The sequence below is a fragment of the Flavobacterium xueshanense genome (genome assembly GCF_900112975.1).
GTDB classification, from domain to species: Bacteria; Bacteroidota; Bacteroidia; order Flavobacteriales; family Flavobacteriaceae; genus Flavobacterium; species Flavobacterium xueshanense.
On sequence record NZ_FONQ01000007.1, the window covers coordinates 122,730 to 143,684 of the forward strand.

General features: G+C 34.3%; 16 protein-coding genes. 8 read left to right on the forward strand and 8 right to left on the reverse strand.

The genetic code is table 11. The features are described 5' to 3' along the window. Positions 1–261 precede the first annotated feature (261 nt). Entirely contained in the window at positions 262–1,710 is a 1,449-nt protein-coding gene (locus BMZ76_RS08660) for an FAD-dependent oxidoreductase (RefSeq protein WP_091204958.1), read from the reverse strand. 523 nt (positions 1,711–2,233) lie between these two features. On the opposite strand from BMZ76_RS08660, the gene BMZ76_RS08665 reads away from it, so the two are divergent. Then, positions 2,234–3,253 carry a serine hydrolase gene (locus tag BMZ76_RS08665; RefSeq protein ID WP_244281771.1) on the forward strand — a complete coding sequence of 340 codons (1,020 nt, stop codon included), beginning with the start codon at positions 2,234–2,236 and terminating at the stop codon, positions 3,251–3,253. Here the strand turns inward: BMZ76_RS08665 and BMZ76_RS08670 are convergent. The 6 genes from BMZ76_RS08670 to BMZ76_RS08695 form a co-directional block, all read right to left on the reverse strand. Beyond that, positions 3,250–4,182 carry a transglutaminase gene (locus BMZ76_RS08670; protein ID WP_091204960.1) on the reverse strand — a complete coding sequence of 311 codons (933 nt, stop codon included), beginning with the start codon at positions 4,180–4,182 and terminating at the stop codon, positions 3,250–3,252. The two genes, BMZ76_RS08665 and BMZ76_RS08670, sit on opposite strands and share 4 nt — an antisense overlap. Positions 4,183–4,203: 21 nt before the next feature. Then, positions 4,204–5,055, reverse strand: coding sequence for a substrate-binding domain-containing protein (locus BMZ76_RS08675; protein WP_091204962.1), 852 nt, complete (start codon positions 5,053–5,055; stop codon positions 4,204–4,206). Next, complete coding sequence (locus BMZ76_RS08680) at positions 5,055–5,582, reverse strand: GNAT family N-acetyltransferase (RefSeq protein ID WP_091204965.1); 528 nt, start codon at positions 5,580–5,582, stop codon at positions 5,055–5,057. The genes BMZ76_RS08675 and BMZ76_RS08680 overlap by 1 nt, the downstream gene beginning before the upstream one ends. A gap of 153 nt (positions 5,583–5,735) precedes the next feature. After that, positions 5,736–6,605, reverse strand: coding sequence for a nucleoside phosphorylase (locus BMZ76_RS08685; protein ID WP_091204966.1), 870 nt, complete (start codon positions 6,603–6,605; stop codon positions 5,736–5,738). A gap of 72 nt (positions 6,606–6,677) precedes the next feature. Next, positions 6,678–7,007: a translation initiation factor gene (locus tag BMZ76_RS08690; RefSeq protein ID WP_091204969.1), complete on the reverse strand. Its 330-nt coding sequence runs from the start codon at positions 7,005–7,007 to the stop codon at positions 6,678–6,680. Positions 7,008–7,154: 147 nt separating this feature from the next. Then, on the reverse strand, positions 7,155–8,105 hold the full coding sequence (locus BMZ76_RS08695; protein WP_091204971.1) for an isopenicillin N synthase family dioxygenase: 951 nt from the start codon (positions 8,103–8,105) through the stop codon (positions 7,155–7,157). Between the two features lie 171 nt (positions 8,106–8,276). Here BMZ76_RS08695 and BMZ76_RS08700 point away from each other — a divergent pair, with 171 nt between their 5' ends. Next, positions 8,277–10,253, forward strand: coding sequence for an alpha-ketoacid dehydrogenase subunit alpha/beta (locus BMZ76_RS08700; RefSeq protein WP_091204974.1), 1,977 nt, complete (start codon positions 8,277–8,279; stop codon positions 10,251–10,253). Between the two features lie 506 nt (positions 10,254–10,759). Here the strand turns inward: BMZ76_RS08700 and BMZ76_RS08705 are convergent. Further along, entirely contained in the window at positions 10,760–12,304 is a 1,545-nt protein-coding gene (locus BMZ76_RS08705; protein WP_091204976.1) for a hypothetical protein, read from the reverse strand. A gap of 154 nt (positions 12,305–12,458) precedes the next feature. Here BMZ76_RS08705 and BMZ76_RS08710 point away from each other — a divergent pair, with 154 nt between their 5' ends. From BMZ76_RS08710 to ilvC, 6 genes are all read left to right on the forward strand, one after another. After that, positions 12,459–13,634 (forward strand): 2-isopropylmalate synthase, encoded by a 1,176-nt coding sequence (locus BMZ76_RS08710; protein ID WP_091205046.1) that lies wholly within the window; start codon positions 12,459–12,461, stop codon positions 13,632–13,634. 37 nt (positions 13,635–13,671) lie between these two features. Next, entirely contained in the window at positions 13,672–14,787 is a 1,116-nt protein-coding gene (gene leuB / locus BMZ76_RS08715) for a 3-isopropylmalate dehydrogenase (protein WP_091204979.1), read from the forward strand. 62 nt (positions 14,788–14,849) lie between these two features. Further along, on the forward strand, positions 14,850–16,523 hold the full coding sequence (ilvD, locus tag BMZ76_RS08720; protein ID WP_091204981.1) for a dihydroxy-acid dehydratase: 1,674 nt from the start codon (positions 14,850–14,852) through the stop codon (positions 16,521–16,523). 141 nt (positions 16,524–16,664) lie between these two features. Beyond that, complete coding sequence (ilvB, locus tag BMZ76_RS08725; RefSeq protein ID WP_091204984.1) at positions 16,665–18,359, forward strand: biosynthetic-type acetolactate synthase large subunit; 1,695 nt, start codon at positions 16,665–16,667, stop codon at positions 18,357–18,359. 61 nt (positions 18,360–18,420) lie between these two features. Continuing rightward, positions 18,421–18,954: an acetolactate synthase small subunit gene (gene ilvN / locus BMZ76_RS08730; protein ID WP_091204986.1), complete on the forward strand. Its 534-nt coding sequence runs from the start codon at positions 18,421–18,423 to the stop codon at positions 18,952–18,954. Positions 18,955–19,010: 56 nt separating this feature from the next. Continuing rightward, complete coding sequence (gene ilvC, locus BMZ76_RS08735; RefSeq protein ID WP_091204989.1) at positions 19,011–20,480, forward strand: ketol-acid reductoisomerase; 1,470 nt, start codon at positions 19,011–19,013, stop codon at positions 20,478–20,480. Positions 20,481–20,955 lie beyond the last annotated feature (475 nt).

The following is a 20,955-nucleotide window of genomic DNA, read 5'->3' on the forward strand; positions in this document are numbered from 1 at the left end:
AACGAGGCCTTGAGGTGATTTAAATCAAATTAATTTAAGTACATTAATTCTACCAAATTTATAATACCCTCAATTTCTTTAAATCATGTATAAAATGGTTCGTAAATAGTTCAGTTTGGACCACAAAAAACTCCATTAGAAATAATGGAGTTTTTTTTATGCACAATAAATTAGCTAAAAAGTACGCGAAACTTATATAAATTTAAAATATAGCTTTGCGAGCTTTTAGTTTTTCTTTTACTATAAATTTTGCGGCAACCATTAATTTTTTACACATCGACCTCTAGGAGCATTACCTTCATGAAGTACAGTTTCAGAATGCAGAAACTGTGCGGCAGCTGCTGAATCTTTCACTTTAACGGAACTGCGTTCTAACATTTCCGCTTCAAACTTAGTTAGGACACTTTCCCTAATTCCAGTTTTTCTCCATTGTGATAAAGGTCGGCATCCTCTTAAGATTCCTCGGGCTAACGTGAGCGCATCCAGCAGTGCTTGATTTGCGCCTTGTCCTTTAAATGGGCTCATTGGGTGAGCTGCATCGCCAATCAGCGTTACTGGCCCTTCTTTTTGGAGCCATTCTGATTGCAGTAAATCTCGGTCATATACAGGATAGCCAGAAATGTGGGCTTCCTGAGTTGCCGCTAAAATCTGCGGAATAGGATCATGCCACTGCGTTCTGCGACACGCTTCTTCCTTTAGTGCTTGTCGTCCTTGAGTGCTTAAAGCCTTAGCTTCTTCCTCGGGCATTGGGAAACTAAGCTGCCACATCACGGAGTCTGATGTATAAGGCATTATGTAGATCCGTTCATTGCCGTTGGCGGTTTGAAATACAGTGGCCGAATCTAGTAAAGAACTGTCAAAACGCTCGAGCGCACTTAAAGGACAAATACCCAAGATCACAATGCAACCTAAATATCGTAAAGGGGTTATATCTTCACCAATCAGCAACCTTCGCACCGAACTGCGAATGCCATCAGCTCCAACCACGAGATCCGCTTTGCAGCTTTTCATCTTTCCATCCACTTGAAAGTTTAACTTAACACTTTCATCCTCACATTTGTTAAAATCTATTAACTGGTGTCCCCATTGTACCGCATCATGTCCGCCGAGTTGCTCCAGTAATGCTAATCGCAAAGATTGTCGTGCGATATGTACATTAGAATGTTTCGCTGACGTTTTCGCTACTGACTGCATCCACTTTCTCATTCCCCATTCACCAATCACTTTTCCTTCTGTAGTATGAACCAAATGTCTTGTTGAAATCACTCCATCTTCTAATGAAAAAATACCAAACCCCTCAATCGCTTTGCTAGCTTGTTGCAAAGTGAGTCCGTAGCCCTGAGATCGGGCATCGAAGTTGCTATCGCGTTCATATAGGGTAAAAGGAATTCTGCGGTGCAAACAAGCCACAGCAAGAGCCACTCCACCTATACCGCCGCCTATAATAGCAACGTGTGGATAATTTTCTTTATCCGCTGTTGTAGGACTGGCAGAATGAATCAAACCGGAACCACAACAGTTCAAGCAGGAGTAAATATGGCCCTTCGGTTGAACAGGAGGTGTTCCTACGCATTCATTTTTTTTAAATTGATCTAATGCCAGCTGGTATTGGAGTCGTACTTTCTTGCTGAGTCCTCGACTTTTTTTGCCGCGTCCCAGACATTCGGGACAAAATATCCAACTTGCTTCTTCGTTATCCAATTTTTTCACTTCCTGTATTTTTTAAACTTTCTCTTAAATCATCTTCATAGTAAAAACTTCATTGAAATAACTGATGCTGGTTCTTTTAATAATGCAATTATTATTATCGTTACTTCTATGGAATTCTACATGAGAAATTTACATTTTTCAATGTTTTGCCGCTTATGGCAATTTCGTAATTTTTTGGCAAGCAAAACTACTTTTTTCAACTTAAAATAGAAAGGATTACTCTTTGCTATTATTTTGAAATTTTATTTAAATCCTAGGAAAAATTGGTTGATTAAGAAATCATTCTGTAACCTAAGAAACTTCTCATTCATTTTGAGGAGTTTTTTTACTTACTATTTTAATTATTTTACGAAAAAGATAGTAACTTGCTTCTGTATTATTTTAAATAAACTAGGGAATTATGAAAAAAACCATACAATTTCTCACTATACAGTTGATCTTCTTCATAGTCGGGTGCTCTTCATTTAACAAAAATATTCTTCGAGAAACTTTAACATCCCAAAAAGAAAAAATAAGAAGCGTAATGGAAAAACCAGAGGAGTTTGAACTTCAGATTATCTATACGGAAATTATACGTGATGACAATCATCAGGTAAAATTCAAAGACTATACCTATAATCTGAATGCTAAAAACTATTTTTATCCCGCCAGTACCGTAAAATTACCAATCGCTGTTTTAGCGTTGGAGAAATTGAATAGCATAAGAAAAACTTCAATAAATTCAGAATTTTCAATTGAAGGTACTATAGATAAATTTAAATTTTCGGAAGAAATTTCAAAAGTTTTTGCTGTCAGCGACAATGATGCCAGTAACCGCTTACTAGAATTTGTGGGTTTTGATTATTTGAATAAAAGTATGACTGACAAAGGACTACAAGACTTCAAAGTTATCCATCGACTATCTACTCCGGATTCTGGAAACCCGGTTACTAAAGGTATTATACTCTATAAAGATGATAATTCAGTAGTAGAAATTCCTTCCGTAATTAGTAAACCCAGAGCGCAGTTGCAATTAGAAAAAATGAAAAAGGGAATTGGATATATGAAAGATGATAAACTGATAAGTACTCCATTTGACTTTTCAGGTAAGAATTATTATTCATTAGAATCGCTACATAGCACTATGAAAAGAATTGTTTTTCCTGAGGCCTTTAAAGAAAACCAACGCTTTCATTTAAGCAAAAATGACAGAGAATTTATTCTATTTTCTCTTCAGAATTTACCAAAAAATGCAGGATATGATCCAGTAGAGTTTTACGATGGCTTTGGTAAGTTTCTCATGTTTGGAGATACCAAAAGTCCTATGCCAGAAAACATAAAAATTTATAATAAAGTAGGAGATGCTTACGGAACGCTTATAGACTGTGCCTATATAGTGGATGAAAAAAATAAAATTGAGTTTATGGTTTCGACTACAATTTTAGTGAACAAAGATGGAATTTTTAATGATGATACGTACGAATACGAAGAAATCGGTCTTCCTTTTTTGGCAGAATTAGGCAGGCAACTTTATGATAAAAATTTAAAAAAGAAATCCAACTAATCCAATGTCAAAGCTCCTAAAATTTCTTCAGACATGAAAGGTCCGCCTGGATATTTGGCGGTGTAATCCAGATTCAACCATATTTGACCGCGTTCATCCACGTGATAATGAAGTTTGTTTTCATTGCTTTCATTTACAAATAATATGTTTTTAATTAGAAAATTGACTTTTTCTAAATCAGTCAGAGATCCAATCAGTATTTCTGGATAAATATGTCCAGTAGTATGAATTAATCTGGGAGTTCCACCAATAGACTTTATTGCGGCGGCCATTAGTATCGAATGATCGTCACAATCTCCAGAGAAATAAAGTAAAGATTCCGTAGCCGTAGCGATATAATCACGTGCTTTTGGGTCACTTACATAGTTCCATCTGCCATTTATTTCTTTGAAAACGGCAAAGCATTGAATTATGGTTCTATAATCCGAATATCCTTTTATGTCTTTAAAATGTTTGGTGGTGGCCATAACTGCAAAATTCCTGATTTTTGGATTTTGATATTCTATAGCATTGATAATTTTTGATTTATTGGGAAACGGAAGCAACTTTGCAATGATAATATCTTGCGGATATGGATTGTCAGACATGGTGTACATAATTGAATTATAATCTTCAAAAACGCTGTTAAAGCCATAGTTCCCAATAGTAGAACCGTAAACTAAAACCAAGAAATATAGAATGATACAAAATAGAATAATCGTTCTCAAGAAACGAAGGATGATCTGAATAACAACAATCATCACCAAAAATAAAACTACTCTGTCGATGTTCAAAAACCAATTGGGATTGATTAAATTTTGATGGACAATAATAAAGAGCGGAATAGCAATTAATATATTCAGGATAAAAATCATAACGTCATCCCAAGGTTTTTTGACCCGGAATCGCTGTTGTATACCCTTAAAATTAATTTCTTTTATTTTTATCATAGTAAAAATAAAAACAGTAATCTAGACTGTTTTCACAATATCCTCAAAAGTACCTTTTTTATCGATAATTTTAAGTTGAAAAAGTTGATTTTGAACTTTGTTTAACATTTCAGCTGATAATGATTTTTGTGACCAATGCGTTAACGACAACCATTCTTGAATATCTTCAACTTTTTGATGGTAATTTAAAGCCAACGTTTTGTCAATACTGGGAATATCTTTAAATTCTTGTGTAGTTTGATTAATAATTGCTAGAATTTTTGAAATAATGGCTGGATTTTTTTCCAAAACTTCCTTATGAACCGCAATTACAAAACAAGGCCAAGGCGTTGGGCAATCCGCAATTCTTCTAAAAATACCTTTATCGACTAATGGTTTGGTCATGAAACGTTCCCACATAAAATAATCAGCAGTTCCGTTTGACAAGGCTTCGACAGCTCCATCAATGGTATTTACAATTTCGAACTGAAGATTATCTGTTTTCCAACCTTGATTATCGGCATTGACATACGCCATTAATTGCGAACCTGAACCCAATCTGGAAATGGCCACTTTGGTGTTTTCTACATCGGCTAATATCTTATAATTGGAGTTTGCCGCTACGTGAATTCCCCAAATTAAAGGACTTTCGACGTAAATTTGAACAATTTTACTCGGATTTCCGGCAACGATATCTTTCACAATTCCTTCGGTCAGGATTACGGCAATATCAGTTTCGCCATCACGAAGCATTTGGCACATTTTTCCGGTTCCCTCTGGAACATCAGTCCATTGTAAATCAATATTTTCTTTTTCGAAATCTCCGCTTTCTATGGCTAAATGCCAAGGAAGATTGAAATGTTCCGGAACTCCGGCTATTTTTATAGTTGTCATTATAAGTTGGGATTTTTTAATTCGTACCAATTCCAAGAAACGCCGTCCTCCATATATTGTTCGGTCATTTTCAGTCCGATTTTTTGTAATATTCTGTTTGACGCAATATTTTCCTTATGCGCTGCTGCTTCCATGATTTTGATTTTCATTACATCAAAACCATATTCCAGCCAAGCAAAACTAGCTTCACTAGCATACCCTTTTCCCCAGAATTTTTCGTTTAATCGATAGCCAATATCGTAAAAACCTACTTTGTTATTTACCATTTCGGTGTTGTATTTTAATCCGGCCCAACCAATTAATTCATTGGTTTCTTTCAAAATAACTACAAATCGTCCAATGTTATTTTGGATGTATTGTTCTCTAACAAATTTGATATGCGAATATTTTTCACTTATATCTGTCAATGGTTTGTTCCAAAGATATTGATGTACCTTAGGATTACTGTCCATCTCAAATAAAGCTTCAGCATCAGAAAGTAGCATTTGTCTTAAAATCAATCGGTCGGTTTCTAAAATAAGATTCATGATGTTTCAAAAAAAAGTTGTTCTATAACGATTTAGCCCTTATCGAAACGGCATCCTTTTATGCTGTCATTGCGAGGAACGAAGCGATTTTTAGACAGCATAAAAGATACAGTGGAGAGCAGGAAATAGCTCCAAAACAAAATGAATTTTCTACTATTGATTCGCTAATTTCTCCAATGTATGCCCAATCAATTCATCAACAGCTTTATATGGATCTGCACTAAAACTTCCCGAAGCACGATTCGCAATTATCGCGTTTAATGACAATGCATTATGTCCTAAAAGCGCCGAAAGCCCATAGATTGCTGCTGTTTCCATTTCTAAATTTGTGATTTGATTGTCACCAAATTTAAAATTATCCATTTTAGAATTCAACGCTTCATCTTGAATGTTTAAACGCAACACGCGTCCTTGTGGACCATAAAAACCACCTGCAGTTGCGGTAATACCTTTATGCATTTTGTCGCTTTCAATTATTTTTTCCAGTTTTTCGGAACAAGCGATTACGTATGGTTTTCCTTTTCTTAAATCCCAATTGGTATGTTTTACAAAAGCATCTTCCATCTCAAGATTGGAAACTTCGTCAATCAAATAGGAGCGGAGCATGTTGTCTAATCCCAGACCAAATTTTGCCATCACAAAACTGTCCACAGGAATATCCGCTTGCAACGAACCCGAAGTTCCAATTCGGATGATGTTTAGGGAAATCAAATTTTCTTTTGGTTGACGGGTTTCTAAATCAATATTGACCAATGCATCCAATTCGTTCATAACAATATCAATATTGTCAGGACCAATTCCTGTTGATAATACCGTAATTCGTTTGCCTTTAAAAACACCAGTTTGGGTTTTAAATTCTCTTTTTTGAGTCGAAAATTCAATACTGTCAAAAAACTGTGTGATTTTCTCCACGCGATTTTGATCTCCTACAAAGATGATATCGTGTGCAATATTTTCTGGTTTTAAATTCAAATGATATACGCTACCGTCTGGATTTAATATTAATTCTGATGATTGTATCATTGTTTTTTTGTTTAATTTTTGGGGTTTAAAGTTGCTCAACAGATTACTGATAACTGAATATTGACCACTTTTCTATCCACCAACACGTTTTGTTTTAAATCCTTTTTCTTTTAAAATAGTCATTATTTTATCTCGATAATCACCCTGAATGATGATAGAATCATCTTTAAAAGTTCCGCCAACACTCAATTTAGTTTTGATTTCCTTGGTAAGAATTTTAAAATCTTCTTCGGTTCCTTCGTAACCTTCAATTATAGTGGTCGCTTTTCCTTTTCGTTTTTCAAATTTGCAAATCATTGGCTCTTTTTGAACGTATAATTCATGTGCCACTTCTTCAATAGATTCTTCAGGCGATGGTTCGTGATCTGGAAAAAGGTTTTTCAGTTGGTCTTGTAAGTCCATTTTTTAAAAATTAATTGATTATTAAACCATTAAGAAGTTAAGAAAATTAAGTATTTAATGCTCTTAATGGACCTTAATTTCTTAATGGTAAAAAAACAAAAAGACATCAAGCGAACTCGATGTCTTCCTTGAACTATAAATTAAGAATTATTTTTTGATTAACCCTAAATCTACTAAACGCTCGTACAAATACGCTCCTGCAGTTATATCTTCGAATTTTTTTGGATGTTCTGCATCAATACAGTTTTCCAAACAATCCAATTTCATGTCGCTCACCGGGTGCATAAAAAACGGAATAGAATAACGTGAAGTTCCCCATAATTCTCTTGGAGGGTTTACCACTTGATGAATGGTCGATTTCAATTTGTTGTTAGTGTGACGCGATAACATATCACCCACATTGATAACTAATTCATCCGATGCAGCAATGGCATCTATCCATTCTCCATCATGCTTCTGCACTTGCAACCCTTTTCCTTGCGCACCCATCAATAAAGTAATCAAGTTGATATCACCGTGAGCAGCTGCACGAATAGCGTTTGCTGGCTCAGAGGTTATCGGTGGATAGTGAATAGGTCGTAAGATTGAATTTCCGTCTTTGGCATATTGGTCAAAATAAAATTCATCTAAACCAAGGTGCAAAGCCAAAGCTCTCAAAACATAAACGCCGGTTTTTTCGAGCATTTGATACGTTTGTTTACCTGCAACATTAAAACGAGGCAATTCTTTAACTTCTACATTTTTAGGATATTCAGTAGCATATTTAGAATCTTCAGATACATACTGTCCGAAGTGCCAGAATTCCTTGAGATCTCCTTCTTTTCTACCTTTAGCATGTTCAGTTCCAAAAGAAATATACCCTCTTTGTCCGCCTATTCCCGGGATTTCATAACTGTGTTTTGTTTCTAAAGGTAAATCGAAAAAATTTTTGATTTCACCATACAATTCATCAACCAACTGGTCGTCTAAAAAATGCCCTTTGAGTGCTACGAAGCCAATATCTTCAAATGCACTTCCGATTTCATTTACAAATTTTTGTTTACGTTTCGGGTCGTCCGAAAGGAAATCACGCAAGTCAACACTGGGAATGTTTTGCATACTTTTTAAATATTTTTTAATAACTTGAAGGCCTAAAACCTTGCAGATACAAATGTAAAGAATAATTTTATATCTTAATTTTAAACTTAGGAGTAAAATAAAAATATATAACAAAATATAGCTAAACTGTTATATTTTTTTATCTTTGAACCATACCATAAAACTGAAAAAATGACTTTTGACAGAAAAAATCTCACTGACAATCAATTATTAGATTTATACAAACGGTTACTAAAACCAAGACTTATAGAAGAAAAAATGTTGATTCTTATTCGTCAGGGAAAAGTATCAAAATGGTTCTCTGGAATTGGCCAAGAGGCTATTTCTGTTGGTGTCACGGCAGTTTTAGATTCGGATGAGTACATTTTACCAATGCATAGAAATCTTGGTGTTTTCACCGGAAGAGATATCCCTTTGTACCGCCTTTTTTCGCAATGGCAAGGGAAAGCCAATGGTTTTACCAAAGGTCGTGATCGAAGTTTTCACTTTGGAACACAACAATACAAGATTATAGGGATGATTTCACATTTAGGCCCGCAATTAGGCGTTGCTGATGGAATCGCATTGGCCAATAAACTAAAGAAAAACGGAAAAGTTACGGCAGTTTTTACAGGTGAAGGAGCAACAAGCGAAGGAGATTTTCATGAAGCGTTGAACATTGCTTCGGTTTGGGAATTACCAGTTTTATTTGTGATAGAGAATAACGGTTACGGACTTTCGACTCCAACGAATGAACAATACCGCTGCGAAAACCTGGCCGATAAAGGCAAAGGTTACGGAATGGAAAGTCATATTGTGGATGGAAATAATATTCTGGAAGTATATAATTTGTTATCCGAATTAAAGGCTTCGATGAAAGTAAATCCACGTCCCGTTTTACTGGAATTTAAAACCTTCAGAATGCGCGGGCATGAAGAGGCGAGTGGCACCAAATATGTTCCGCAGGAGTTAATGGATGTGTGGGCGATAAAAGATCCAGTAGAAAATTATAGAAAATATTTGGCAGAAAACGGAGTTCTTACAGCTGATTTTGATGCAGCTTTGCATGGTGAAATAAAAAAGGAAATTGATGAAAGTCTGGCTATTGCCAATGCGGAGCCAGAGATTGAAGCTTCTTTAAGCGAAGAGCTAAATGATGTTTACAAACCGTATGTTTTTGAGCAAGTTAATCCTTCAGAAGAAAAAGAAAATATTCGTTTTATCAATGCGATTTCTAGCAGTTTGAGACAATCGATGGAACGCCATGAAAACTCAGTAATCATGGGTCAGGATATTGCTGAATATGGCGGTGCTTTCAAAATTACAGATGGTTTTGTAGCGCAGTTTGGAAAAGAGCGTGTGATCAATACACCAATTTGTGAAAGCGCAGTGGTATCGGCAGGAATGGGATTGTCTATTAATGGATACAAAGCCATTGTCGAAATGCAGTTTGCCGATTTTGTTTCGACAGGATTCAATCCAATTGTGAATTTATTAGCCAAATCACATTACCGATGGTTAGAAAAAGCAGATGTTGTGGTTCGGATGCCTTGTGGCGGCGGAACACAAGCGGGACCTTTTCATTCGCAAACCAATGAAGCTTGGTTTACCAAAACTCCGGGTTTAAAAGTTGTTTATCCGGCATTTCCTTATGATGCAAAAGGACTTTTAAATACTTCTATTAACGATCCAAATCCGGTATTATTCTTTGAGCACAAACAATTGTACAGAAGCGTTTACCAAGATGTACCAAAAGAGTATTATACCATTCCATTAGGAAAAGCCGCTTTATTGAAAGAAGGGAATGATGTTACAATTATTTCGTTTGGTGCAGCGGTGCATTGGGCTTTGGATACTTTATTAAAAAATCCTGAAATTTCAGCTGATTTGTTGGATTTAAGAACCCTACAACCTTTGGATACCGAAGCTATTTTTGCATCGGTAAAGAAAACGGGAAGAGTGATTATTTATCAGGAAGATTCTATGTTTGGTGGAATAGCCAGTGATATTTCGGCAATGCTAATGGAAAACTGTTTCAAATACTTAGATGCTCCTGTAAAACGAGTGTCAAGTTTAGACACGCCAATTCCATTTACAAAAGCATTGGAAGATCAATATTTACCAAAAAGCAGATTCGAAAGTGATCTGAAAAAACTATTGGCGTATTAATATTGAAACTATAAGTAGGTTATTTTTAGTGTTTTAATTCTAAAAATAACCTAATATCCAATAGATAATTATAAAAATTAGAATTGTACCAAAACAGCCACCGCCCAGTTTTTTGGCACCGTAACCTGCGAGAATTGTTTTAAAAAATCCGTTCATATATTTATGATTTAAGTATTCCTAAATTTAAAATTTATTTTTGGAACTGCAAATTTTATTTTAATTAAAAAAAAACTAGATGTAATTTATGAACAGATCTTTATGACAAGTAGTACTGGTCGAAAAATTGACAATCAGTGCATTACGTTTCATCATTAAATATTATTATAAACCAATTAATAGTGGTTTTTATGAAAACAAATATTTAACAGATGCTGAATTTAAAGATAAATAATTAGCAATGGGAAGCAGTAATTTGTAATATGCACCGCATTTAATATTATAATTACAGCAATAAAACACAGGAAAAAATATTTAAATTGTTGCAAATATTATTAATCTTTAAAGTCTCATCGATTAATCAACTTGGCTTTTTCTTTAATAATATCGCTAATTTTTCGATTTTCAATTTTGCTTTCTAGCCAAGAGATGATATCTAAGTATAAGAAGGCTCTTTTTTCGTAAGTGTTTTTTTCTAATTCGATAAATCGCGCTCTCATTTTAACAAATTCCTTTTTGATGTCTGTTGGATAAATGGAATTTAAATTTTTCAAAAACTTAATGATTTCTTTTTGCACTTCATGCAAATCATTCATTTTGATTAGGAATTTATAGGTGTTTTTCAACTGATTTTCCAGATAATAATCTTTTCCTAATTCATAATGAGCAATCAAACAGAGTATTCTGGCAAAGCACATTAAATCTTCCCGCATCGAAAGATTTTTGTTGTTTATGATTTTCTCTAAATAGAAAATACATTCAGCATATTTTTCGTTCCCAAAATAAATAGACGCAAATTTATAATAGAACAACATTTCGTGATGTTCATCAAGGTGGTCCGTATGAATTTTTAATTTATTTAATACTTCGGGAATTAAGTATTCGCTTTCTGCAAAGGTTCCTTCCAGAATATGGTAATTTAATTTATTGTTATAGACATATAAGAATGATAATGACGCTATATTGTCATTCACCGGAAAATGTGAATCTTTTATGGTATTTTCCAGCAGTGATAAATACTTTTTGAATTTTGATTTGTATTTCAACATGTATAAAGATTCTAATAAATAATGATTTCCTTTTAGGAAAAATACAGGATTTAAATGAATCATGCTGGGATTGTCATAAAAAAGGGTTACCCATTTAAATGAATATTTATAACAAGATAGAAAATCCTGAACCAAAAAACTTCTCCAAAGATTGGCATTATAAAACCAATATTTTTCTCTAAAACCAAATTTTTTATCATCAAATTTGGAAATGTGTTTTCTAAAATAGTCGTCTAGGTATTTGTATTCCTCGTCACTTTTTACATAACCGGTTTTAAGCATTATACCATATAATTGCAGGGATAAATTTGATAATTTACTGGAAATGGTATTGCGATAATTTAATTCTTTGGCCTGAATAACTAATTCATCAGCACGTCCTTGAATACTTCGTGTTATGTATTGTGATTCAATAAGTTTTTCGAATTCTACAATTTCATACGCCATGAGTTTTTCGTCATTCTCTAAAGCTAAAATCTTTGTTTTATCCAAGATTTTTAAACTCTGCTTGTACAACCCTTTATTGTACAATATGGCAGCAAAATCAATTTGTTCTCTAAGCTGATATCTAATGTTTTGACTCGGAATATTCAATCGAATACTGACCAAAATTTGTTTGTACAAATAGGATTTAAGATTTGATAATTGTACTTTTTTAATGATGCCACTTTTCAAAATGAGTTTCTCATCGTAGACTTCTGATTTGTCTAAAATATTGAATAGTTCGATGAACTTTGTATTGGAACTAGTTTCCAATCGGGTTGCAAAGATCTTGAATTGTCTTTTTTCAGATTTTGAAAGGGATTTAATTAATACAAACAAGAAATCTTTTTGATGGTTAGCCATTGTAGAATGTAGTCTCTTAATGTTATGTTTTTCAGTTTGTTACAAAGTTTTTAATTGCTTTATAAGCAGTATATTTCATTAAATTGAGTTTTAGAATAAAGAAATGAAAGATATTTTTGTTGTCAAGTTGTGAAATTACATTAAATAAATGAAAATGAATAGAGAGAAAGTTCAAATTTTTGATACCACTTTGAGAGATGGCGAACAAGTCCCAGGATGTAAATTAGATACCAATCAAAAACTCGTTATCGCAAATCGACTGGATGAAATGGGTGTTGATATTATTGAAGCTGGTTTTCCTGTTTCCAGTCCTGGTGATTTTTTGTCTGTTTCAGAAATAAGTAAGGTTGTTAAAAATGCAATTGTCTGCGGATTAACGAGAGCAGTAAAAAATGATATTGATGTAGCCGCTCAAGCTTTAAAATATGCAAAAAGACCTCGTATACATACTGGAATTGGAACTTCTGATTCTCACATAATACACAAACTAAATACAACCCGAGAAGATATTATTGCCCGAGCAAAATTTGCTGTTTCACATGCTAAATCGTATGTAGAAGATGTAGAATTTTATGCGGAGGATGCCGGTAGAACGGATAATGAATTCTTGGCTCGAGTCTGTGAAGAAGTAATAAAATCAGGTGCAACCGTACTTAATATTCCAGATACAACTGGATATTGTTTACCGGAAGAATATGGTGCAAAGATTAAATATTTAAAAGAAAATGTCAAAGGAATTGAAAACGTAATCTTGTCTTGTCACTGTCATAATGATTTAGGAATGGCAACAGCAAATTCTATTGCAGGAGCAGTAAATGGAGCCAGACAAATTGAATGCACCATAAACGGAATAGGAGAAAGAGCCGGAAATACAGCTCTTGAAGAAGTGGTTATGATTTTTAAACAGCATCTGCATTTGAATTTGGATACCAATATCAATACACGGCAGCTGAATGAAATGAGCCGATTGGTTTCTGAAAGTATGGGAATGATGGTCCAACCCAATAAAGCAATTGTTGGCGCGAACGCTTTTGCGCACAGCTCCGGAATTCATCAGGATGGCGTGATAAAAAATAGAGCGACATATGAAATCATGGATCCTCAAGAAGTAGGTGTCAATGAATCATCCATAGTGTTAACCGCCAGAAGTGGTAGAGCAGCATTGGCCTACAGAGCCAAAAAAGTTGGGTACGAACTTACAAAAGTACAATTGGATGTGGTTTATGGTGAGTTTTTAAAGTTTGCCGATATTAAAAAAGAAGTGTTGGATGATAATATTCATCAGATAATTGAAGCGTGTAAAATGAATAAGGAATTGATCCTTACCTAAAATATTTTGATTTCCATAAAATCTAAATCCTACTATTATGAACTTAAAAATAGCAGTACTTTCAGGAGACGGAATAGGTCCGGAAGTAATCTTACAAGCTAAAAAAGCATTGTATGCAGTTGGTGTGGTGTTTGACCACGAGTTTGTTTTTGAAGATGCTCTTATTGGTGCTGTTGCCATTGAGAAAACAGGAACTCCATTGCCGGAGCAAACATTAAACTTGTGTTTGAATACGGATGCTATATTATTTGGAGCAGTTGATGATTCCAATTATGATTTGGTTTCAAATTCAAAATTATGTCCTATCCAAGGATTGTTAAAATTGAGACAAGCATTAGGATTATATGCAAATATAAGACCTATAAAACCATACAATGACTTATTGGATTTATCTCCTTTAAAAAGAAAAATAATCGAAGGTGCTGATTTTATAATTTTCAGGGAAATATCTGGAGGATCTTATTTCAGTGAAAAAAAGAGTAACGAACAAGGAACTTTAGCATCGGATTTATGTGAATATTCAGAAGAAGAAATAATCAGAATCAGTCATTTGGCTTTTAGAACGGCTCAAAAAAGACAAAAAAAATTGACTTTGGTTGACAAAGCCAGTATTCTTGAAACGTCAAGATTATGGAGAAAAGTGGTTACAGAAATTGCTGAAGGATATCCTGATGTAACTTTAGAATTTCTTTTAGTTGATAATGCTGCCATGCAAATTATTATTAACCCAAAACAATTTGATGTCATTTTAACTGAAAATTTATTTGGGGATATTTTGTCTGATGAAGCTAGTGTAATTACTGGTTCCGTAGGATTAATCCCATCGGCATCATTAGGAAACTCAACTGCGCTTTTTGAGCCTATTCATGGTTCTTATTCTGATGCAAAAAGTAAAAACATTGCTAATCCTATTGCATCAATAGTATGTGCTGCGATGCTTTTGGAACATTTTGGCCTTTATGTAGAATCTCAGAAAGTATACGAAGCAGTACATAAAGCAATCGAATTAAACGTCGTCACAGCAGATTTGAATCCGTATTCGAAATTTGGAACAAATGAAGTTGGAGATTTTATTTCGAATTATATTCTAAGCAAAGACGACCTATATTTTAAAAGTGACAATGTTTATATAGGACAATCGACTATTGTTTAAAAGCAAATAATTGGTGGTTCCTATAATTTTAAGAAAAAAAAATTACTACAAACTAACACGCAATGGAATTAAATAAATACAGCAAGACTATTACTCAAGATGAAACACAACCAGCTTCTCAGGCAATGTTGTACGGAATTGGATTAACTGAACAAGATCTTAAAAAAGCACAGATAGGAATAGTGAGCATGGGTTATGATGGAAACCCTTGTAATATGCACTTAAACGATTTGGCTAAAGATATTAAAACAGGCGTCTGGGCAGCAGATTTAGTTGGTTTAATTTTTAATACTATTGGTGTCAGTGATGGAATTTCAAATGGTAATGATGGAATGCGTTTTTCTTTAGTTTCTCGCGATGTTATTGCCGATTCTATCGAAACTGTTATGGGAGCGCAATGGTATGATGGAATGATTGCTGTTCCAGGTTGTGATAAAAATATGCCAGGAGCTGTAATGGCTATGGGTAGAGTAAATCGCCCTTCTATCATGGTTTATGGAGGATCTATTCATCCAGGAAAATGGAAAGGTGAAGATTTGAATATTGTTTCTGCTTTTGAAGCATTAGGAAAAAAATTCAACAATACCATTACACCTGAAGATTTTAAAGGCGTGATACAAAATGCTTGTCCTGGAGCAGGTGCTTGCGGCGGTATGTACACTGCTAACACCATGTCATCTGCGATTGAAGCTTTAGGAATGAGTTTACCTTACAGTTCTTCTAATCCTGCTTTGAGTCCAGAAAAGAAACAAGAATGTGCTGATGCTGGTGACGCCATCAAAATATTATTGGAAAAAGATATTAAGCCCAGAGATATTATGACTCGTAAAGCATTTGAAAATGCGATTACAATTGTGGCTGTTTTAGGAGGTTCTACTAATGCGGTTATGCACTTAATTGCAATGGCACATTCAGTAGGTGTTGATCTTACATTAAAAGATTTCCAAGATATTAGTGATAAAACACCATTACTCGCTGACTTAAAACCAAGCGGTAAATACTTAATGGAAGATTTACATAATGTTGGTGGCGTCCCAGCAGTAATGAAATATTTGTTGAAAGAAGGTTTTTTACATGGAGATTGTTTAACGGTAACTGGAAAAACAATTGCTGAAAACTTAGCTTCAGTTCCTGATTTAAATGATGGACAAGAAGTAATTCATGAAATCCAAAAAGCATTAAAACCCACAGGAAATATTCAGATTTTATTCGGAAACATAGCTTCAGAAGGCTGTGTGGCTAAAATTAGTGGAAAAGAAGGTGAGTTTTTTGAAGGTACAGCGGTAGTTTTTGAAAACGAACACGATGTAATTAAAGGAATTAAAGAAGGCGAAGTAAAACCAGGAAATGTGGTGGTTATTCGGTACTGTGGTCCAAAAGGCGGTCCGGGAATGCCTGAAATGCTTAAACCAACATCTGCAATTATGGGAGCTGGCTTAGGAAGTACTGTTGCTTTAATTACTGACGGACGTTTTTCTGGAGGTTCTCACGGTTTCGTAGTAGGGCATGTTACACCAGAAGCCTATGAAGGTGGAGGAATTGCATTAATAGAAAATGGTGATTTGATTACTATTGATGCGGTGAAAAACACTATCAATCTAAAAATATCTGACGAAGAATTCGCAAAACGTAAAGCCAACTGGAAAAAACCGGAATCACCCATTAAACAAGGAGTGTTACTTAAATATATGCGTTCGGTCACAAGTGCCTCTGAAGGATGTGTAACCGATAAATAAAAAACAATAGCAATTTCAATTTTCAATTTCAATATCAAAAAAAACATTTTAACTGTTCTTACCACTGAATTTTGAAATTGCCATTGAAATTGCTATTGCTAGTGAATTTTAAAAAAGGCAGTTGCTAAAAAAAAATAAAAAATGGAAAATAATAAAATATCCGGCGCCGAAGCCGTTATAAGATGCTTATTAGAAGAAGGAGTAGATTTGGTTTATGGCTATCCAGGAGGTGCTATAATGCCAGTTTATGACGAGTTATATAAATTTAAAGACCAGTTACACCACGTTTTAGTCCGTCACGAACAAGGCGCAACTCATGCAGCACAAGGTTTTGCGAGAGCAACAGGAAAAGTGGGTGTCGCAATTGCTACTTCAGGTCCTGGCGCAACAAATTTAGTTACCGGAATTGCAGATGCTCAAATTGATTCGACTCCAATGGTTTGTATTACAGGTCAGGTTGGAAAACATTTATTGGGTTCAGATGCTTTTCAGGAAACCGATATTATTGGAATTTCAACTCCGGTAACCAAATGGAATTACCAAATTACGGAAGCTTCAGAAATTCCTGAAATCATGGCTAAAGCATTTTATATTGCTAAATCGGGTCGTCCGGGTCCAGTATTAATTGATATTACAAAAAATGCTCAGTTTGACGAAATCGAATTCAGTTATAAAAAATGCACCAGTATTAGAAGTTACAATCCAAAACCGACTTTAAACCTGGAAAAAATAAAAGAAGCAGCGCAACTTATTAATACGGCTAAAAAACCATTTATCATTTTTGGACAGGGAGTAATTCTTAGTGAAGCTGAAGCGGAGTTAAAAGCTTTGGTTGAAAAATCAGGAATTCCGGCGGCATGGACCATTTTAGGACTTTCGGCATTGCCTACAAATCATCCACTGAATGTAGGAATGGTTGGAATGCATGGAAATTACGGCCCTAATGTTTTGACTAATGAATGTGATGTTTTAATTGCGCTCGGAATGCGTTTTGACGACCGTGTTACGGGAAATTTAGCCACGTATGCAAAGCAAGCCAAAGTAATTCACTTTGAAATTGACCCATCAGAAATAGATAAAAATGTGAAAACTACAGTAGCTGTTTTGGCTGATTTAAAAGAGTCTTTAACGGCTTTGATTCCTTTTATCGAAAGTAAGACGCATGAATCTTGGCACAATGAATTCAAAGCTAAATATGAGATTGAATTAGAAGCGGTAATTAATGACGAGTTAAAACCCAAGAAAGAAGGCATTTCTATGGGAGAAACGATTGAAATGATTAACAAACATTCTAAAGGAGACGCCATTATGGTTTCTGATGTAGGACAACATCAAATGTTTGCTTGTCGTTACGCTAAATTCAATTCGACCAAAAGTAATGTAACATCTGGTGGTTTAGGAACTATGGGATTTGCATTGCCTGCTGCAATTGGTGCCAAAATGGGAATGCCAGATCGTGAAGTTGTAGCTATTATTGGTGATGGTGGTTTTCAAATGACGATTCAGGAATTGGCAACTATTTTCCAAACTAAAGTTCCTGTGAAAATTGTAGTGCTAAACAATGAATTTTTAGGAATGGTACGTCAGTGGCAACAATTGTTTTTTGACAAAAGATATGCTTCTACTGAAATGATCAATCCAAACTTCATCGCTATCGCTGAGGGCTATTATATAAAAGCTAAAAAAGTAACCAAAAGAGAAGATTTAGACGCAGCTGTTGCCGAAATGATAGCTTCAAAAGAATCGTATTTTCTTGAAGTTATGGTAGAAAAAGAAAATAACGTATTCCCAATGATTCCAACAGGAGCTTCGGTTTCAGACATTCGTTTGTGCTAAAATAGTTATTATGGTTAACCGTTTAATCGATCAAACGGTTAACTAATTAAACAATAAAAAAATGGAAAACAAAACATTCACCATTTCTGTTTATTCAGAAAACAACGTTGGCTTATTAAACAGAATATCTGGAATATTCTTGAAACGCCACATCAATATTTTGAGTTTAAATGTATCCGAATCTGAAATTGAAAATGTATCAAGATTTATCATTGTAGTTAATACAACCGAAAAATGGGTGCACAATATAGTTGGACAAATCGAAAAACAAATCGAAGTCATTAAAGCATTTTATCATATTGACGAAGAAACTATTTTCTTGGAAAATGCATTATTTAAAATTGAATCGAGCTTGCTTTTTGATGAGAAACAAATTCAGAATATAATTAAAGAAAGCCATTCTCAAATAGTTACGGTTGCAAGAGACTTTTTTGTGATTTCAAAATCGGGACAACGTGCTGAAATAGAATCGTTGTACGAAAAATTGAAACCTTTTGGAATCATGCAATTTGTTCGTTCTGGAAGAATATCGGTTTCCAAAGCAAAAATGGAGATTTCAACATTATTAGAAGAACTTAAACAAGAACCTGTTTAATTTTCAATTATTAAATCTATTAATTATTAAATTTTACAATCATTAAAAAATAAAAAATGGCAAATTATTTCAATTCCTTACCACTTAGATTACAACTAGAACAATTAGGCGTTTGTGAATTCATGGATCAATCTGAATTTGAAAATGGAATTAAAGCATTATCAGGGAAAAAAGTAGTCATCGTCGGTTGTGGAGCACAAGGTTTGAACCAAGGTTTGAACATGAGAGATTCAGGCTTAGATATTTCTTATGCCTTGCGCGCAGATGCAATTTCAGAAAAAAGGGCTTCGTTTAAAAATGCCTCTGATAATGGATTCAAAGTGGGAACGTATGAAGAATTAATTCCAACTGCTGATTTGGTTTGTAACCTTACGCCAGATAAACAACATACAGCTGTCGTTACGGCGATTATGCCTTTGATGAAAAAAGGTTCTACATTAGCTTATTCTCATGGATTTAATATCGTTGAAGAAGGAATGCAAATTCGTAAAGACATTACTGTAATTATGTGTGCGCCAAAATGTCCTGGATCAGAAGTGCGTGAAGAATATAAAAGAGGTTTTGGTGTACCAACTTTAATCGCTGTTCATCCTGAAAATGATCCAAACGGAGAAGGTTTTGAACAAGCAAAAGCATACGCAGTTGCTACTGGAGGTCACAAAGCCGGAGTTTTAAACTCTTCATTTATAGCCGAAGTAAAATCGGATTTAATGGGAGAGCAAACCATTCTTTGTGGAATGTTACAAACAGGATCAATTTTATGTTTCGATAAAATGATCGAAAAAGGAATCGAGCCTGCGTATGCATCAAAATTAATTCAATACGGTTGGGAAACGGTAACGGAAGCTTTGAAACATGGTGGAATTACAAATATGATGGACCGTCTTTCAAATCCTGCAAAAATTGAAGCTTATGAGTTAGCAGATGAATTAAAAGACATCATGCGTCCATTATTTCAAAAACACATGGATGACATTATTTCTGGTGAATTTTCAAAAAACATGATGATTGATTGGGCTAATGATGATATCAATTTATTGACTTGGAGAGCTGCAACTGCAGAAACTAATTTCGAAAAAACAACACCAACAGCTGCGCATATTTCAGAACAAGAGTATTTTGACAACGGTGTTTTGATGATTGCCATGGTAAAAGCAGGTGTAGAATTGGCTTTTGAAACAATGACACAAACAGGAATTATCGAAGAATCAGCATATTATGAATCGTTGCATGAACTGCCTTTAATTGCCAATACTGTAGCCCGAAAAAAATTATATGAAATGAACAGAATCATCTCTGACACTGCAGAATATGGGTGTTATTTATTTGATCATGCTTGTAAACCGTTATTAACGGATTTTATGAAAAAGGTTGATACAAATGTAATAGGAAAACCTTTTTCAACTTTAAATGGAGTTGATAATGCGGTTCTTATTGCTGTTAACAAAAGTATTCGTCAGCACCCAATTGAAGAAGTAGGGGAATGGTTAAGAGAATCTATGACTGCAATGAAAAAAATTGAGTAAATAATACATTTGGAATTATCACACATAAAGGTGTGCCGGGATTAGCGCTATGTCATTTGATTTCTTACTATTTAAATTAGTTATAAAATGTTACAATGATAAATAGATATGGTCGCTTTTACATTCACTTAACTTTAAATTCGTTGGAAGTTAAGTGAAGTAATCCCAAATTAATTAATAGGGTAGGGCTATATTCATGTCTATTTATATTTTGCATCACAGAAAAAGCGTAAAAATAAATTTCTTGAATTTAAAAGAAAAGTTTTGGTTGATTATTTTTTAAAAAATCATCATTTGTAATATTGTATGAATTGTTGTTAAATTTTGTTAATAAATAAGGTGAAGTAGATTTAAATCTGGTCTCGCCTTTTTGTGTTTTGTAAATTTGGTCTAAACCAATATAAGTTAAGCAAATTACAATTAAAACAGCTTTTTTATTTACGAATTTGTTTTTTTTTGAGGCTATTAATAATTT

What these genes read in the sequence shown, in the direction of transcription:
- BMZ76_RS08665 (WP_244281771.1), top strand. Translation starts at nt 2,234, where the DNA reads ATGGAAAAACCAGAGGAGTTTGAACTTCAGATTATCTATACGGAAATT.
- BMZ76_RS08670 (WP_091204960.1), bottom strand. Translation starts at nt 4,182, where the DNA reads ATGATAAAAATAAAAGAAATTAATTTTAAGGGTATACAACAGCGATTC.
- BMZ76_RS08675 (WP_091204962.1), bottom strand. Translation starts at nt 5,055, where the DNA reads ATGACAACTATAAAAATAGCCGGAGTTCCGGAACATTTCAATCTTCCT.
- BMZ76_RS08680 (WP_091204965.1), bottom strand. Translation starts at nt 5,582, where the DNA reads ATGAATCTTATTTTAGAAACCGACCGATTGATTTTAAGACAAATGCTA.
- BMZ76_RS08685 (WP_091204966.1), bottom strand. Translation starts at nt 6,605, where the DNA reads ATGATACAATCATCAGAATTAATATTAAATCCAGACGGTAGCGTATAT.
- BMZ76_RS08690 (WP_091204969.1), bottom strand. Translation starts at nt 7,007, where the DNA reads ATGGACTTACAAGACCAACTGAAAAACCTTTTTCCAGATCACGAACCA.
- BMZ76_RS08695 (WP_091204971.1), bottom strand. Translation starts at nt 8,105, where the DNA reads ATGCAAAACATTCCCAGTGTTGACTTGCGTGATTTCCTTTCGGACGAC.
- BMZ76_RS08700 (WP_091204974.1), top strand. Translation starts at nt 8,277, where the DNA reads ATGACTTTTGACAGAAAAAATCTCACTGACAATCAATTATTAGATTTA.
- BMZ76_RS08705 (WP_091204976.1), bottom strand. Translation starts at nt 12,304, where the DNA reads ATGGCTAACCATCAAAAAGATTTCTTGTTTGTATTAATTAAATCCCTT.
- BMZ76_RS08710 (WP_091205046.1), top strand. Translation starts at nt 12,459, where the DNA reads ATGAATAGAGAGAAAGTTCAAATTTTTGATACCACTTTGAGAGATGGC.
- leuB (WP_091204979.1), top strand. Translation starts at nt 13,672, where the DNA reads ATGAACTTAAAAATAGCAGTACTTTCAGGAGACGGAATAGGTCCGGAA.
- ilvD (WP_091204981.1), top strand. Translation starts at nt 14,850, where the DNA reads ATGGAATTAAATAAATACAGCAAGACTATTACTCAAGATGAAACACAA.
- ilvB (WP_091204984.1), top strand. Translation starts at nt 16,665, where the DNA reads ATGGAAAATAATAAAATATCCGGCGCCGAAGCCGTTATAAGATGCTTA.
- ilvN (WP_091204986.1), top strand. Translation starts at nt 18,421, where the DNA reads ATGGAAAACAAAACATTCACCATTTCTGTTTATTCAGAAAACAACGTT.
- ilvC (WP_091204989.1), top strand. Translation starts at nt 19,011, where the DNA reads ATGGCAAATTATTTCAATTCCTTACCACTTAGATTACAACTAGAACAA.